Raw genomic sequence first — 14,483 nt, forward strand, 5'->3', positions numbered from 1 at the left:
AGCGCCCGGTCAGTTCCCGGTCTCGTGCGGGAAGCGCGCGAGAGCCGCGTCCTGGGCGAAGAACGTCTTCGCGCGGGACAGCGCCCGCTCGTCCTTCAGTACGTCGCCGCGTGCGCTGCCGTTGCCCAGCAGGACCCCGCCGAAGCGCATCTTCATGTACGCGGCCGAGTTGTTGAGCGTGCCGACCAGCGGATCGGCGACCACCTCTTCCTCCTCGGCGAGGACGGACACGCCCCAGAGGGTGCGGCCGGCCATCGTCGCCCTGAAGTCGGCACCGGGGACTCGCAGCCAGTCGGACCAGTAGTCCAGGTAGCGCTTGGTGAGGCCGGACAGGGAGTACCAGTAGACCGGCGAGGCGATCACGACGTCGGTCGCGGCGAGGGTGGCGTCGAGGAGCCGCTTGACGGTGTCGTCGGTGGGCGCCTGGACGGGGCCGCCGTCGTGCCGGATGTCCACGAAGTCGGGGAGCGGATGCTCGGCGAGACGTATCCACTCCTGCTCGACGTCCGGGGGCAGCTGCTCGGCGGCCCGGCGGGCGAGCAGCTCGGTGTTGCCGTCGGTGCGGGCACTGCCCAGGACGAAGAGGAAACGGCGGGTCATGGGTCCCCCAGAAGTAGTCGGCGCACGATTGTTATAGCCGTCTGCATTATATGCGCGCGCAATTACTTGTCCATGAGGTACGGGCGTGGACGCGAGTGCGAGTGCGAGTGCCGGTCCGCTCCTGTGAGCCGGACGAGGGCCTCGGTCTCGCGGGGCGGCTCACCGCCCAGGTCGCCGAGCCGCCAGGCCTGCACCCAGGGCACCCGGTACACGTCGATCACCGACTCGATCGCCCTGACGTGCGCGGCGAGCTGACGCGGCAGCCGCCCCGGCGCGTCCGCGACGAGGACCACCGCGTCGAGGTCAAGACCGGCCGGCGCCGCACCGCGCCGGAACATCTCCACGGCCCGCGAGACGGACGCCAGCCCGGCCGCGTGCGTACGGGCGACGAACAGCACCGACGGCGGGTCCTCGGGCCCTGGCCAGTCGCGTCCGCAGTCCTGGCCGCCGTAGACCGTGGTGAGGGTGGTGACGCCGGCGCCGCCGTGGGTGGCGACCCAGGAGAAGCGGCGCGCGGAGGCGGGGATACTGGAGGCGCGCTCGGGCGCCGCAGGTGTGCCCGCGCGTGGACCGTCGTCCACCGGTCCACGGAGCCAGATCTCCGGCCCCCGCCGTCCACCTGTCTGCATGACCGAGCTCCTCCCTCGTGGCCCCCGCCGGATCCTCACGGCCTCCGAACGGGCGCGACGGGTCCGGGAACTCCTGGGACGAGGCTGTGACGTCGCGGTGACCTGAGAACCGGAAGGGAACGGCGAGACTCAACAGTACGCGTACGAACGGATCTTGACGCTGGGGAGCGCCGGCCGGCTCCCCGGCGCATGCGAGTGAGGGAACCGATGTCTCGACTCAGCCGCGAGAAGAAGCGGGAACAGAAGCGAGCGGCACGCTCGGCACCCGCGGCGTCACCCTTCGAGGTACGCGTCCCGGTGGACGGCCCGGGCGCGGGCGGCGCGTCGATCGGCGGCGTGCCGGTCACCGTGCCCCCCGGCGAGGAGATCCAGCAGGTCGTCCTGACCCACCTCCACCGCATCGCCACGGCCACCGGCCACCCCGTCCACGCCACGATCCACGACGACCGCATCGGTTACGTCGTCCCCCTCCAGATCGACCTCGACGGCTCCACGCACTTCACGGCGGAGCCGCGGGCGACGGGGACGGGGGCTGCGACCGACTTTCCGCCGCCGCAGCCCGCGCTTCCGCCCGCGTCCCCGCGTGCGCTGCCGCCCGCGCTTCCACCCGCGCTTCCTGAGGACCGTCGGCCGGGCGGTGACCCGGCGACGCATCGGCTGCGGGCGGTGCCGGTGCCGGAGCACGAGGGAGGGGCGGCGGGGCAGGTGGTCCCGACGTTCCCGTTGCGGGCGGTGCCCGAGTCGGCGGGGGAGTCGGCGCCGACGTTCCCGCTGTCCGCCGTACCGGAGTCGGCGGGGACCGGCACACCGCTCGGCTCGGTCCAGGCCCCGACCGGGCAGTTCGGCCCGCCACCGAGCATGGACGCTCCACCGGGCATGGACGCTCCACCGCAGGCCATCCCCACGTCCGCACCAAGCCCCAGCCCCAGCCCCAGCCTCACGCCAGTATCCGCACCTGCCCCCACCCCCACTCCCACTCCCACCCCCGCTCCCATCCCCGACCTCGTGCTCACCGCCCCCGAACCGGATCCCAAGCCGACGCCCGCCCGTGGGTTCGACGCGGTCGCCGAGGCCGTGCTCGGGGACGATCCGATGGTGACCGCCGGAGAGGGCGTCGCGTTTCTCGCGGAGCCGATGGCGCGGATCAACGAGGCCGTGAAGGCGGGCCGGATCGAGGAGGCGGCCGGGCTCGCGGAACGGACCGTGGACGAGGCGGCCGGCGCCCTCGGGCCCGACCACCTCGAAGTGCTGCGGCTGCGCGAACTCACCGCCTACATCGCCTACTTGGCCGGTGACCCGGTCCGCTCCTTCCACCTCTCCCTCGACCTCGCCCACATCCGCCACCGCGCCCACGACGCGGAGGGCGCCTACGGCAGCGTCCAGAGCGCGGCCACCGCCTGGCGCGCGGTACGCGACCCCGGGCAGGGCCTGTCCCTCGGCCGCGCCCTGATCGACCTGTGGACCGAACTCACCGCCGAGGACGGCCCCGCCGTCGAGGACATCGAGCAACTGGAGTCCGCCCGCGCCCGCATGGGCCGCCTCACCGAACGCGCCCGCCGGGCCGCCGACTGAACCCCGCCGCGGGAAAGGCCGCGACAAAGGCCTACGACACGCAGAACTCGTTGCCCTCAGGGTCCGCCATCACCACCCACGCGCCGGCGGGCTCCGACACCTGGCGCAGCACGCTCGCGCCCAGCCCCGTCAGCCGGGCCACCTCGGCCTCCCGCCGTCCCTCGCCCGGATGCAGATCGATGTGCAGCCGGTTCTTGACGGTCTTCGCCTCCGGCACCCGCTGGAACAGCAGCCGCCGGCCGAGCCCGGTACCGCGCTCCTTGTCGTACGGGTCGTCGGGATGCCGTACGGCCATCAGGTCGCGGAAGGCCGGGCGGCCGTGGAAGTCCACGGTCGCGGCGGCGGGCAACGCGCCCAGTTCCAGGAGCCGTTCGACGAGCGCGCTGTTGTCCTCGGCCTCGTAGTGCAGCGCGGCGGCCCAGAAGTCCGCCTGCGCGTGCGGGTCGGCGGCGTCGATGACTAGCTTCCAGTGGACGGGGGCCGGGGCGGGGGCGCCGGTCGGCTCGGGAATCTGTGTCATGCCGTCCACTGTGGCACCCGGCACTGACAGTCGCCGCCGACCGGGGTGTGTCCGCCGGACTACGCCTCGACCGGGTCCACCGGGTTCGGGTCCCGCAGGACCGTGACCGCCGCTGCCGCCGCCGCTGCGGCCCTCCCCTTCCGCGCCGTGCGCCACGCGTCCCACGTCAGCAGGACCAGCGCCAGCCACACCAGCGCGAAGCCCGCCCAGCGTGCGGGTGGCATGGACTCGTGGAAGTAGAGGATGCCGAGCAGGAACTGGAAGACCGGTGCCAGGTACTGGAGCAGGCCCAGCGTCGACAGCGGTACCCGGATCGCCGCCGCGCCGAAGCAGACGAGGGGGAGTGCGGTGACGATGCCGGTGGAGGCGAGGAGCACGGCGTGCCCGGGGCCCTCCTGCGTGAACGTCGCGTCGTCGTGCGCGCCCAGCCACAGCAGATAGCCGAGCGCGGGCAGGAACTGGATCGCGGTCTCCGCGGCCAGCGACTCGATGCCGCCGAGGTTGACCTTCTTCTTCACCAGGCCGTAGGTCGCGAAGGAGAAGGCGAGGCACAGGGAGATCCACGGCGGCTGCCCGTAGCCGACGGTCAGCACGATCACGGCGGCGAGACCGACGCCGACCGCGGCCCACTGCGCCGGGCGCAGCCGTTCCTTCAGGAGCAGGACGCCGATCGCGATGGTGACGAGGGGGTTGATGAAGTAGCCGAGGGAGGCCTCGACGACATGGCCGCTGTTCACGGCCCAGATGTAGACGCCCCAGTTGACGGTGATGAAACCCGCGGCGATCGCGACGAGCCCCAACTTCCGCGGTCGGCGCAGCAGTTCGCCGATCCAGGCCCAGCGCCGGACCACGAGCAGCGCCACGACGACGAAGGCGAGCGACCACACCATCCGGTGGGCGAGGATCTCGGCGGCGCCGGCCGGCTTGAGCAGCGGCCAGAACAGCGGGACCAGTCCCCACATGCCGTAGGCCGCGAAGCCGTTCAGCAGTCCTATGTGGTGCTGTTCGCCCTTCGGTCTCCCGCTCGGCTTCCCGCTCACGGGCCCCTCCTTCGCGCGCCTCGCCCCGGCTGCGTCGGTGCAACCTGCACGAAGGTAGCGCCGAGCGCCCCCGTCTGTCATGCCCGTATCGCCATACGGTCATGACAGACGGGGGCGCTCCCGTGCGCGGGCGGTGTCAGCCCTTGAGCGCGAGCGCGATCGACTCGGCGATCGGCGTGGTCGGGCGGCCGGCGAGACGGGACAGATCACCGGTCGCGACGACCAGCTCGCCCTTCTCGATGGAGGCGTCGACGCCCGCGAGGATCGCGGCGAACGGCTCGGGCAGCCCGGCGCCGGTGAGGATGCCGACGAGGACCTCGCCGGGAACGTTGTTGTGGACGATCTCCTTGCCGGTCTGCCGGCTCAGCTCGGCCGCGTACTCGGCGAAGCCCCAGGCCTCGTCGCCGCCCAGTTCGTACGTCTGGTTCTCGTGGCCCTCGCCGGTCAGTACGGCGGCAGCGGCAGCGGCGTAGTCGGCGCGGGAGGCGGAGGAGACCCGGCCGTCACCGGCGGCGTTCACGACGGCACTGTGCTCCAGGACCGGGGCCAGCTGCTCGGTGTAGTTCTCGTTGTACCAGCCGTTGCGCAGCAGGGTGTACGGCAGACCGGAGGCGAGCAGTGCCTCCTCGGTGCCGCGGTGGTCGTCGGCCAGGGCGGCGGTGAGGGAGCCGGGGGCGCTGGTGTACGCGAGCAGTGCCACACCGGCGGCCTTCGCGGCGTTGATGACGACCTTGTGCTGCCCGACCCGCCCCTTGTCGAACTCGTTGCCGGAGATCAGCAGCACTTTGTCGCCGGCGGCGAAGACGGAGTCGAAGGTCTCGGGGGTGTTGTAGTCCGCGACCACGATCTTCACCCCGCGCTCGGCGAAGTCGGCGGCCTTCTCCGGGGTGCGGACGACGGCGGTGATCCGGTCGGCCGGAACCGTCTCCAGCAGCTGTTCCACGACGAGACGGCCGAGGTGTCCGGTGGCTCCGGTGACGACGATGCTCATGATGACAACTCCTTGTGGGGTGCGATGGCACTAACCTTAGGATGTGCGCTAACTCTGGGAAAGTACCCACTTTGAAGTAAGGTACTGGCATGACGGTAAGCAGCGAGGTGACGGGCAAGTACACCGTGGGCGCGGTGATGTGCCCGTACCGCCTGGTCCTGGAACATGTCACGTCCCGCTGGGGCGTCCTCGTCCTCATCGAACTCCTCGACCGCCCGTACCGCTTCAGCGAACTCCGCCGGGCGATCGGCACCGTCAGCGAGAAGATGCTGACGCAGACCCTGCAGACGCTTGAGCGGGACGGCCTGGTGCACCGCGACGCGAAGCCGGTGATCCCGCCGCGGGTCGACTACTCCCTGACCGACCTGGGCCGCGAGGCGGCCGAGCAGGTGCGGGCGCTGGCGCTGTGGACGGAGGCGCGGATGGGGGAGGTGGAGAAGGCACGGGAGGTTTACGACGCGGCGAAGGGGCGGGGCTGAGCAGGAGCGATGTGATGTGCCCCGGGCGACTTGGGGCATGTGCACGGCGCCAGGGGGCACACATGTGTCAGGGCCTTGGTCGACATGTGAGACCCAACCATCCATGCGCCCCCTCTCCGCCTCCCACGCCGCCTTGAGTTCCCGGGCACGCTTGGAGTGGGGTGCGCGACTGCTGTACCCAGCCTGCGTTCCCCCTGGTCGGATCGCGGGCCGTCAGATCAGGGGGATGCCGTCACATGCCCACACAGGATTCGGCCGTGCGAAGTATCGGTTCTGCAATGGTGGCGGGGCTGGCCCGGCTGCGTTCTCCGTTCGCCCGCGGCACCCGGCGCAGAAATCAGGACGAGTTCCTCGCGGAACTGATTCGGCAAGTGGCGCGTATGGCCGAAGAGGTGCACCGCGCCAACCTGATCCAGGAATACCGCATCGCCATGGAACAGATGGACCGGACGATCGACGACCCCTCACTGGCCGATGCGCGGAGCACGCTGGGCGGGATCTCCGAGGCCAAGCGACGGCAGATGATCTTCGCCAACCGTCAGTATGCTTCGCTCCTGCTGTCCTATCGCATAGGGACGTTCGGCTGGAGGGAACTCCTCGGTCACTTGAGGATTCTCTGTAGGAATTCCCTTTTTGCGGAATATTGGGACCGGACGGGCGAGCATCGCAGAAGTCTTCCGGCGGACTCCCTGGAACGGCGGGTCGGTGAAGCCGTCGACAGCATTATGGAGGAACTCTCCGAAGATCCAGACGAATGGTGGATAGTCGGGCATTTGGGAGAGCCTCCGTGCCCCTGACGTGCGACATTACCAGTCGATGTGATGTGGGACACTGGCCGGAAAAATATCCGTTCCGACCAACAGAAGGCTCTCCGAGTGCTCAGCGAACATTTCACAGCTGCTATCGTCCGTCGCCTCGGAGACCCGCCCCGCATGAGAGGCAGTCACACCAACGAGACCTGCCCCGATCTATTCGAACTCAGTGACGGCAATTTTGCCGTTATTGGTACGGATCGCACCGAAGAACTCGATGCCCTTCTCCCGGCCGATGCGGCCCGGGCGGATTATGAGCGAATCGTCGTCATCACCCGTGACACATTGCTCCGCGCGAAGCGGGACATCCCCGACGCGTGACCTGAACGGACAAAGGGCCTGGGCGATACGCCCAGGCCCTCTCGCATGTCCGCAGCGGAACCGTCAGCCCACCACGGTCCAGGTGTCCCCGCCCGCCAACAGCGCGGCGAGGTCGCCCTTCCCGTTCTGTTCGATGGCGGTGTCGAGCTGGTCGGCCATCTGTGTGTCGTAGACCGGTCGTTGCACGGATCGCAGGACGCCGATCGGTGTGTGGTGCAGGGTGTCGGGGTCGGCGAGGCGGGACAGCGCGAAGGCCGTGGTCGGGGACGTCGCGTGGGCGTCGTGGACCAGGATCTCGGACTCGTTGTCCGGGGTCACGTCGACCACCTTCAGGTCGCCCGTCGTCGCGTCCCGTACGACTCCTCGCGCGCCGTCCGCGCCGAAGCGGATCGGCTGTCCGTGTTCGAGGCGGATCACCGCCTCCTCGGCCTGCTGGCGGTCCTTGAGCGCGTCGAAGGCGCCGTCGTTGAAGATGTTGCAGTTCTGGTAGATCTCCACCAGGGCGGTGCCGGGGTGGGCCGCCGCCTCGCGCAGGACCTGGGTGAGGTGTTTGCGGTCCGAGTCGATCGTGCGGGCGACGAAGGACGCCTCGGCGCCGATGGCCAGGGACACCGGGTTGAAGGGGGCGTCCAGGGAGCCCATCGGCGTCGACTTGGTGATCTTCCCGACCTCGGAGGTCGGCGAGTACTGGCCCTTCGTCAGGCCGTAGATCCGGTTGTTGAAGAGCAGGATCTTGAGGTTGACGTTGCGGCGCAGGGCGTGGATCAGGTGGTTCCCGCCGATCGACAGCGCGTCGCCGTCGCCCGTGACCACCCACACGCTCAAGTCCCGCCTGGACGAGGCGAGTCCGGTCGCGATGGCGGGTGCGCGGCCGTGGATGGAGTGCATGCCGTACGTGTTCATGTAGTACGGGAAGCGGGAGGAGCAGCCGATGCCGGAGACGAAGACGATGTTCTCCTTGGCCAGGCCCAGTTCCGGCATGAAACCCTGCACCGCCGCGAGGATCGCGTAGTCACCGCAGCCGGGGCACCAGCGCACTTCCTGATCGGACTTGAAGTCCTTCATGGACTGCACTGCCTCGGCCTTGGGGACGAGCGAAAGCGCCTCGATCGTGCCCGTGCCTTCCGTGGACGTCTCAGCCATCGATGGCCTCCTTGAGAGCCGTGGCGAGCTGCTCAGCCTTGAACGGCATGCCGTTCACCTGGTTGTACGAGTGCGCGTCCACCAGGTACTTCGCCCGGACCAGCGTGGCGAGCTGGCCGAGGTTCATCTCGGGGATCACCACTCTGTCGTAACGCTTCAGGACCGCGCCGAGATTCCGCGGGAAGGGGTTGAGGTGGCGCAGGTGGGCCTGGGCGATCGACTCGCCGGAGGCGCGCAGGCGCCGTACCGCCGCCGTGATGGGACCGAACGTCGAGCCCCAGCCGAGGACCAGCGTGCGCGCGCCGTGCGGGTCGTCGACCTCCAGATCCGGTACGTCGATGCCGTCGATCTTGGCCTGCCGGGTGCGGACCATGAAGTCGTGGTTGGCGGGGTCGTAGGAGATGTTGCCCGTGCCGTCCTGCTTCTCGATGCCGCCGATGCGGTGTTCCAGGCCGGGCGTGCCGGGGATCGCCCAGGGGCGGGCGAGGGTGTGCGGGTCGCGTTTGTAGGGCCAGAAGACCTCGGTGCCGTCGTCCAGGGTGTGGTTCGGGCCCTGCGCGAACTGGACGGTGAGGTCCGGGAGTTCGTCGATGTCGGGGATGCGCCAGGGCTCGGAGCCGTTGGCCAGGTAGCCGTCCGAGAGGAGCATCACCGGGGTGCGGTAGGTCAGCGCGATCCGTGCAGCTTCGAGCGCCGCGTCGAAGCAGTCGGCCGGTGTGCACGGGGCGACGATCGGGACCGGCGCCTCGCCGTTGCGCCCGAACATCGCCTGGAGCAGGTCGGCCTGTTCGGTCTTGGTCGGCAGGCCGGTGGAGGGGCCGCCGCGCTGGATGTCCAGGATGAGGAGCGGGAGTTCGAGGGAGACGGCGAGGCCGATGGTCTCCGACTTCAGGGCCACGCCCGGGCCGGACGTCGTCGTCACCGCGAGCGAGCCGCCGAAGGCCGCGCCCAGGGCCGCGCCGATGCCGGCGATCTCGTCCTCGGCCTGGAAGGTCCGTACGCCGAAGTTCTTGTGCCGGCTCAGCTCGTGCAGGATGTCGGAGGCCGGGGTGATGGGGTACGAGCCCAGGAAGAGCGGCAGGTCCGCCTGTTGGGACGCGGCGACCAAGCCGTAGGACAGGGCGAGGTTCCCGGAGATGTTGCGGTAGGTGCCGGTCGGGAACGCGGTGGCGGCCGGGGCGACCTCGTAGGAGACCGCGAAGTCCTCGGTCGTCTCGCCGAAGTTCCAACCCGCCCTGAACGCCGCGATGTTGGCCGCCGCGATCTCCGGCTTCTTCGCGAACTTCGACTTGAGGAACTTCTCCGTGCCCTCGGTCGGCCGGTGGTACATCCACGACAGCAGGCCCAGCGCGAACATGTTCTTGCTGCGCTCGGCCTCCTTGCGGGTCAGCCCGAAGTCCTTCAGCGCCTCGACGGTGAGGGTGGTGAGGGGGACGGGGTGGAGGCTGTAGCCGTCCAGCGAGCCGTCGTCGAGGGGCGAGGCGGAGTAACCCACCTTCTGCAGCGCCCGTTTGGTGAACTCGTCCGTGTTGACGATGATCTCGGCGCCGCGCGGAACGTCGGCGATGTTCGCCTTCAGGGCGGCCGGGTTCATCGCGACCAGCACGTTGGGCGCGTCGCCCGGGGTCAGGATGTCGTGGTCGGCGAAATGCAGCTGGAACGACGAAACCCCCGGCAGGGTGCCTGCGGGGGCGCGGATCTCGGCCGGGAAGTTCGGCAGGGTGGAGAGGTCGTTCCCGAAGGACGCCGTCTCCGAGGTGAAACGGTCACCGGTGAGCTGCATGCCGTCACCCGAGTCACCCGCGAACCGGATGATCACCCGGTCCAGGCGCTGGACGTCCTTCACCCCCGCCGGTTTGCGTTGTTCCCCGACCAACGTGCCGTCGGCTCCGTCGGTCTGCTCCGCTGGGCTACTGACCTGGCTGGTCACTGAACTGGACCTCCTCTTCGAGGACGCTGTCCGGGCATGGTCGAACCGCCGACCCTCCCAGGATCAACCCTACGTCCGTAAGGGTCGCCTTCCTTGGGCCGTTCGCATGGTGGATGCTGTTTTGAGACGGCCTGACAACCTGACTTGTCATGATTTCTCGCCCCCCGGCGCTTCCTTTGAAGACGCTCCTCATGCATTGTCCGGTTCTCGGCTCGACTAACGGCTGATGTCTGACACCGTGTCAGTTTGTCAGGAGTTGAGGTAGGTGAGGACGGCCAGAACACGCCGGTGATCCCCATCACTCGGCGACAGCCCCAGCTTCAGGAAGATGTTGCTGACGTGCTTCTCGACCGCGCCGTCGCTCACCACCAGCTGCCGGGCTATCGCGGAGTTCGTTCGCCCCTCCGCCATCAGCCCCAGCACCTCGCGCTCCCGCGGGGTGAGCCGCACCAGCACGTCCTGCTTGCGGCTGCGCCCCAGCAACTGCGCGACCACCTCCGGGTCCAGCGCCGTACCCCCCGAGGCCACCCGCACCACCGCGTCGACGAACTCCCGCACCTCGGCCACCCGGTCCTTCAGCAGATAACCCACGCCGTGCGTGGAACCGGCCAGCAGTTCGGTGGCGTAGCGCTCCTCCACGTACTGCGACAGCACCAGCACACCGAGATCGGGATGCGCCTTGCGCAGCTCCACCGCGGCCCGCACACCCTCGTCGGTGTGCGTCGGCGGCATCCGCACGTCCGCCACGACGACGTCCGGCAACGCGCCCTGGTCGGCCAGCTCGGTGATCGTCTTGACCAGCGCGTCCCCGTCGCCGACCCCGGCCACCACGTCGTGCCCGCGGTCGGTCAGCAACCGGGTCAGGCCCTCCCTCAGCAGCACCGAATCCTCGGCGATGACCACCCGCACCCTGTCCTCCACGATGTTCGGCCCCCCATAGCCCGCCCTGCCCGTCCGCGCCCTGTTCGCGTCCGTCCGCACGACAAGTCCAGCATTCCAGTATTCGGACCGCGGTGCGTCCGGGCGAGTGGATTTCGGACCGGGCGCGCCCCTCCGGAGGGCCGGAATAGAGACAGGAGATCGCAGGTTCCGGCTTTCCGCACGACCCGGTCCCGATCACCGGGCACCGGGCACCGGGCACCGGGCACGGAGGGGTGGGCCCATGCGGGCGAGCGCGTTCAAGGTGACCGGCGGACCGGAGGTACTGCGTCTCGTGAACCTCCCCGACCCCGAACCGGGCCCCGGCGAGGTCCTCATCCGCGTCGCCTACGCCGGCGTCAACTACGGCGAGATACAGCACCGCCTCGGTGACTTCGGCGAACCCGCAGGCGAGACCGTCCCGGGCCTGGAGGCCTCCGGCCGGGTGACGGCACTGGGCGAGGGCGTGACGGGGGTCTCGGTCGGCGACGCGGTGACGGCGTACCTGCCGGACGGCGGGGGCTACGCGGAGTACGCGGTGGCTCCGGCTGTCTTCGCGTTTCCACTGCCGGGTGACTTGAGCCTCCCACTCCCGCCCGGCTCGCACCTCCCGCTGCCGGGTACCTCGCCTCTCCCGCCGGCGGACGGCCGCGACGGGGGCATCGGTGACTTTGGCGGGCTGCGGGGGGTGTCGCTCCGGGTGCCAGCGGTCTCGACGGGCGCATCGGCGATTCCGGCGGGGTGCGGGGAGGTTTTGCTTCGCGTGGCGGTGGTCCTGGTCGGGTGCCGGATGGCTTTGACGGGCGAGTCGGTGACTCTGGTGGGCCGCTGGGTGGTTTCGCTTCGCGTGATGGCGGTCCCGGCCGGGTGTTGGATGGCTTTGACGGGCGTGCGGGTGATTCGGGCGGGGTGCGGGGTGGGTTCGCCCTTGGGGCGGGCGGTCCCGATCGGCTGCCGGACGGTTTCGACGGGCGTATCGGTGACTCCGGCGGGACGCGGGGTGGTTTCGCTTCGCGTGGCGGTGGTCCTGGTCGGGTGTTGGATGGCTTTGACGGGCGTGTGGGTGATTCGGGCGGGGTGCGGGGTGGGTTCGCCCTTGGGGCGGGCGGTCCTGGCCGGCTGGCGGACGGTCTCGGCGGGCGAGTTGGTGACTCTGGTGGGGTGCAGGGAGGTTTCGCCCCGGGGGCGGGAGGTCCCGGCCGGCTGGCGGGCGGTCTCGATGGGCGTGCTGGTGATTCCGGTGGGCTGCTGGATGGCTTTGGCGGGCGTGTCGGTGATTCCGGACCGCTGCAGGGTGGTTCTGCTCCGCGTGTCGATGGCCTGGACCGGTTGCCGGACGGTCTCGACGGGCGTGTCGGTGACTCCGGCGGGACGCGGGGCGGCTTCGTCCCGCGTGGCGGTGGGCTCGATCTGCGTACCGCCGGTGGTGCCGCGCTCGTCCTGACGACGGCCTACGGCGTGCTGGTCGGTGCGGCTCGGGTCGGCCCCGGTGACACGGTCCTCGTGCACGCGGCGGCCGGTGGTGTGGGGGGGCGTGGCGGCGCAGCTCGCCCGGATGTTGGGGGCCGCCGCGGTCTACGGCACCGTCAGCACGCCGGAGAAGGCGGAGTACGCCCGCCGTTCCTTCGGCTACGACGAGGTCTTCGTCCGGGAGGGCTTCCCGGAGGCGGTCCTCGCGGCCACTTCCGGCCGGGGCGTCGACATCGTCCTCGACCCGGTCGGCGGCCCCACCCGGCTGGCGAGCTTCGAGGTCCTGGCCCCCTTCGGCCGCCTCGCGGTCTACGGCGAAGCGGCCCGCCACCCCGACCTCCGGCTCCCCGTCCTCCCGATCTGGAAGAACAACCGCGCCCTCACCGGCTACAACATCGGCGACCTCGCCCGCCGCGACCCGGCGACGGTACGCGCCCACGCACTCAGCGCACTGGCACTGGCCGCCTCCGGCGTCGTACGGATCGATGTCACGGAGGAGTACGGGCTGGCGGACGCGGCGGAGGCGCACCGGGTGCTGGGGGAGGGGCGGAACCGGGGGAAGGTGGTGCTGGCGGTGGGCGAACCGGCGTAGGCGTGTGCCGTGGGCCCGGGGTGTCCGGGGCCACGGCACGTCCGTGGGCGGGGCTCAGCCCCGCCAGGGGAGTTCCGCCGTGATCCGGGTCGGTCCGCCCGCCGGCGAGTCGACCACCAGGATTCCGTCCACCGCGTCCAGCCGCCCGGCGAGACCGGCCAGCCCGGAACCGCCGGAGGCGTCCGCACCGCCCACCCCGTTGTCCACGACCTGGAGCATGAGGCGGTTCTCCACCCGCCACACGTCCACCGCCGCCCACGTCGCCTTCGCGTGCTTGCTGATGTTCTGCAGCAGCTCGGAGACGGTGAAGTACGCGATGCCCTCGATCGCGGCGGCCGGCCGTGACGGCAGGTCCACGTCCACCTGCACCGGCACCGTGCAGCGCGAGGCCACGGAGGACAGGGCCGCGTCGAGTCCGCGGTCGGTGAGGACGGCGGGATGGATCCCGCGCGCCAGGTCCCGCAGCTCCTGCAACGCCGTCTTCACCTCACCGTGCGCCTCGCCCACCATCCGCGCCGCCGCCTGCGGGTCCTCCGTCAACTTCTCCTTCGCCAGCCCCAGATCCATGGCCAGCGCCACCAGCCGGGCCTGCGCCCCGTCGTGCAGATCGCGCTCGATCCGCCGCAGATCCGCCGCCGCCGTGTCGACCACGACCCCCCGGTCCGACTCCAGCTCCACGACCCGCGTCGCCAGCTTCGACGGTCCGAGCAGTCCGTGCACCATCAGCCGGTCCACCATCGTCAGCGCCCGCACGATCCACGGTGTGGCCAGCGTGAACAGCAGTCCCACCAGCGCGGTGACCGTGATCTCGAACGGGTTGTCCAGATAGATCCGGTGGTGCTCGTCGCCGTACAGCTGAAGGCCGCCCCCACCGCCGTACATCGGGAAGAGCCAGAACCACAGCGGGTACGTCAGCAGGGCCCAGCCGTAGGCCCAGAAGTTGAGGGCGACGACGAAGGAGAAGACGGCCCAGGGGAAGTGCAGCACCGCGTACAGCAGGTGGCGCCAGGACGCGCCGGACTTGAGGACGGCGCCCATCCAGGCCATCGGGCCGTTCTTCTTCATCCGCAGCGGCTCGGGATCGGCGACGTCCAGGTCGAGCAGGCGGCGGGCCCGCGCCCGCTCCAGCGCGCCGAAGCCGCGGCAGCCGGCCAGGGCGGCCGCCAGGACCGGTACACCGAGGAAGGTGATCAGCAGGCCCGCCCCCAGCGACACCATCGTGATCGCGTAGGTGAAGAGCATGATGCTGATCGGCAGGCTCAGCAGGACGTATCCCAACTCGCGCCAGCTGCGCGCCGCCAACGGTGCGCGCAGCGCGGCCGGCAGCCGGTGGCGGCGCCGCTCGTCGAGGTCGAACGTGCCCTGCGACCCGTACCCCTGCCCGTACTCCGTGGCCATTGACGTCGTCCCGTTCTGCTCGTCTACTCGTTTCGGCAACCGTGCTGCTGTATCTCCAGACTGCTCGG

General features: G+C 70.3%; 15 protein-coding genes. 6 read left to right on the forward strand and 9 right to left on the reverse strand.

Annotated features, from left to right (window positions below; all coding sequences use genetic code 11):
- Positions 1-9: 9 nt before the first annotated feature.
- Positions 10-600, reverse strand: coding sequence for a flavodoxin family protein (locus tag ACIBJH_RS23485; protein WP_399118801.1), 591 nt, complete (start codon positions 598-600; stop codon positions 10-12).
- A 62-nt stretch (positions 601-662) separates the two neighbouring features.
- Complete coding sequence (locus tag ACIBJH_RS23490; RefSeq protein ID WP_399118802.1) at positions 663-1,229, reverse strand: hypothetical protein; 567 nt, start codon at positions 1,227-1,229, stop codon at positions 663-665.
- A gap of 207 nt (positions 1,230-1,436) precedes the next feature.
- On the opposite strand from ACIBJH_RS23490, the gene ACIBJH_RS23495 reads away from it, so the two are divergent.
- Positions 1,437-2,801 (forward strand): tetratricopeptide repeat protein, encoded by a 1,365-nt coding sequence (locus ACIBJH_RS23495; protein WP_399118803.1) that lies wholly within the window; start codon positions 1,437-1,439, stop codon positions 2,799-2,801.
- Positions 2,802-2,832: 31 nt separating this feature from the next.
- Here the strand turns inward: ACIBJH_RS23495 and ACIBJH_RS23500 are convergent, their stop codons facing one another.
- The 3 genes from ACIBJH_RS23500 to ACIBJH_RS23510 all read right to left on the reverse strand — a co-directional run bounded on the left by ACIBJH_RS23500 (position 2,833) and on the right by ACIBJH_RS23510 (position 5,352).
- Complete coding sequence (locus ACIBJH_RS23500) at positions 2,833-3,321, reverse strand: VOC family protein (RefSeq protein WP_399118804.1); 489 nt, start codon at positions 3,319-3,321, stop codon at positions 2,833-2,835.
- A 59-nt stretch (positions 3,322-3,380) separates the two neighbouring features.
- On the reverse strand, positions 3,381-4,361 hold the full coding sequence (rarD, locus tag ACIBJH_RS23505; protein ID WP_399118805.1) for an EamA family transporter RarD: 981 nt from the start codon (positions 4,359-4,361) through the stop codon (positions 3,381-3,383).
- Positions 4,362-4,497: 136 nt separating this feature from the next.
- Positions 4,498-5,352: an SDR family oxidoreductase gene (locus ACIBJH_RS23510; RefSeq protein ID WP_399118806.1), complete on the reverse strand. Its 855-nt coding sequence runs from the start codon at positions 5,350-5,352 to the stop codon at positions 4,498-4,500.
- 89 nt (positions 5,353-5,441) lie between these two features.
- Here ACIBJH_RS23510 and ACIBJH_RS23515 point away from each other — a divergent pair, with 89 nt between their 5' ends.
- From ACIBJH_RS23515 to ACIBJH_RS23525, 3 genes are all read left to right on the forward strand, one after another.
- Positions 5,442-5,831 (forward strand): winged helix-turn-helix transcriptional regulator, encoded by a 390-nt coding sequence (locus tag ACIBJH_RS23515; protein ID WP_399118807.1) that lies wholly within the window; start codon positions 5,442-5,444, stop codon positions 5,829-5,831.
- A 236-nt stretch (positions 5,832-6,067) separates the two neighbouring features.
- Positions 6,068-6,628, forward strand: a complete 561-nt coding sequence (locus ACIBJH_RS23520) for a DUF6082 family protein (RefSeq protein WP_399118808.1) — start codon at positions 6,068-6,070, stop codon at positions 6,626-6,628.
- A gap of 135 nt (positions 6,629-6,763) precedes the next feature.
- The gene (locus ACIBJH_RS23525; RefSeq protein ID WP_262063703.1) at positions 6,764-6,964 is read left to right on the forward strand and encodes a hypothetical protein; all 201 of its coding nucleotides are present in this window, start codon (positions 6,764-6,766) and stop codon (positions 6,962-6,964) included.
- A gap of 63 nt (positions 6,965-7,027) precedes the next feature.
- Here the strand turns inward: ACIBJH_RS23525 and ACIBJH_RS23530 are convergent, their stop codons facing one another.
- The 3 genes from ACIBJH_RS23530 to ACIBJH_RS23540 form a co-directional block, all read right to left on the reverse strand.
- The gene (locus ACIBJH_RS23530) at positions 7,028-8,107 is read right to left on the reverse strand and encodes a 2-oxoacid:ferredoxin oxidoreductase subunit beta (RefSeq protein WP_399118809.1); all 1,080 of its coding nucleotides are present in this window, start codon (positions 8,105-8,107) and stop codon (positions 7,028-7,030) included.
- Positions 8,100-10,037 (reverse strand): 2-oxoacid:acceptor oxidoreductase subunit alpha, encoded by a 1,938-nt coding sequence (locus ACIBJH_RS23535; protein ID WP_399118810.1) that lies wholly within the window; start codon positions 10,035-10,037, stop codon positions 8,100-8,102. The genes ACIBJH_RS23530 and ACIBJH_RS23535 overlap by 8 nt, the downstream gene beginning before the upstream one ends.
- A 249-nt stretch (positions 10,038-10,286) precedes the next feature.
- Positions 10,287-10,946: a LuxR C-terminal-related transcriptional regulator gene (locus ACIBJH_RS23540; protein WP_399118956.1), complete on the reverse strand. Its 660-nt coding sequence runs from the start codon at positions 10,944-10,946 to the stop codon at positions 10,287-10,289.
- Positions 10,947-11,199: 253 nt separating this feature from the next.
- Here ACIBJH_RS23540 and ACIBJH_RS23545 point away from each other — a divergent pair, with 253 nt between their 5' ends.
- Positions 11,200-12,399, forward strand: coding sequence for an alcohol dehydrogenase catalytic domain-containing protein (locus ACIBJH_RS23545; RefSeq protein WP_399118811.1), 1,200 nt, complete (start codon positions 11,200-11,202; stop codon positions 12,397-12,399).
- Positions 12,400-12,489: 90 nt separating this feature from the next.
- The gene (locus ACIBJH_RS23550) at positions 12,490-13,017 is read left to right on the forward strand and encodes a zinc-binding dehydrogenase (RefSeq protein ID WP_399118812.1); all 528 of its coding nucleotides are present in this window, start codon (positions 12,490-12,492) and stop codon (positions 13,015-13,017) included.
- 54 nt (positions 13,018-13,071) lie between these two features.
- Here ACIBJH_RS23550 and ACIBJH_RS23555 read toward each other — a convergent pair whose 3' ends face one another.
- Positions 13,072-14,415, reverse strand: coding sequence for a sensor histidine kinase (locus tag ACIBJH_RS23555; RefSeq protein WP_399118813.1), 1,344 nt, complete (start codon positions 14,413-14,415; stop codon positions 13,072-13,074).
- Positions 14,416-14,483: the final 68 nt, after the last annotated feature.

The sequence above is a fragment of the Streptomyces sp. NPDC050548 genome, assembly GCF_044457385.1.
GTDB lineage: Bacteria > Actinomycetota > Actinomycetes > Streptomycetales > Streptomycetaceae > Streptomyces.

Bases quoted from the DNA above. Each gene is read 5' to 3' on its own strand.
- ACIBJH_RS23485 (WP_399118801.1), bottom strand. From the start codon at position 600: ATGACCCGCCGTTTCCTCTTCGTCCTGGGCAGTGCCCGCACCGACGGC.
- ACIBJH_RS23490 (WP_399118802.1), bottom strand. From the start codon at position 1,229: ATGCAGACAGGTGGACGGCGGGGGCCGGAGATCTGGCTCCGTGGACCG.
- ACIBJH_RS23495 (WP_399118803.1), top strand. From the start codon at position 1,437: ATGTCTCGACTCAGCCGCGAGAAGAAGCGGGAACAGAAGCGAGCGGCA.
- ACIBJH_RS23500 (WP_399118804.1), bottom strand. From the start codon at position 3,321: ATGACACAGATTCCCGAGCCGACCGGCGCCCCCGCCCCGGCCCCCGTC.
- ACIBJH_RS23510 (WP_399118806.1), bottom strand. From the start codon at position 5,352: ATGAGCATCGTCGTCACCGGAGCCACCGGACACCTCGGCCGTCTCGTC.
- ACIBJH_RS23515 (WP_399118807.1), top strand. From the start codon at position 5,442: ATGACGGTAAGCAGCGAGGTGACGGGCAAGTACACCGTGGGCGCGGTG.
- ACIBJH_RS23520 (WP_399118808.1), top strand. From the start codon at position 6,068: ATGCCCACACAGGATTCGGCCGTGCGAAGTATCGGTTCTGCAATGGTG.
- ACIBJH_RS23525 (WP_262063703.1), top strand. From the start codon at position 6,764: ATGAGAGGCAGTCACACCAACGAGACCTGCCCCGATCTATTCGAACTC.
- ACIBJH_RS23530 (WP_399118809.1), bottom strand. From the start codon at position 8,107: ATGGCTGAGACGTCCACGGAAGGCACGGGCACGATCGAGGCGCTTTCG.
- ACIBJH_RS23545 (WP_399118811.1), top strand. From the start codon at position 11,200: ATGCGGGCGAGCGCGTTCAAGGTGACCGGCGGACCGGAGGTACTGCGT.
- ACIBJH_RS23555 (WP_399118813.1), bottom strand. From the start codon at position 14,415: ATGGCCACGGAGTACGGGCAGGGGTACGGGTCGCAGGGCACGTTCGAC.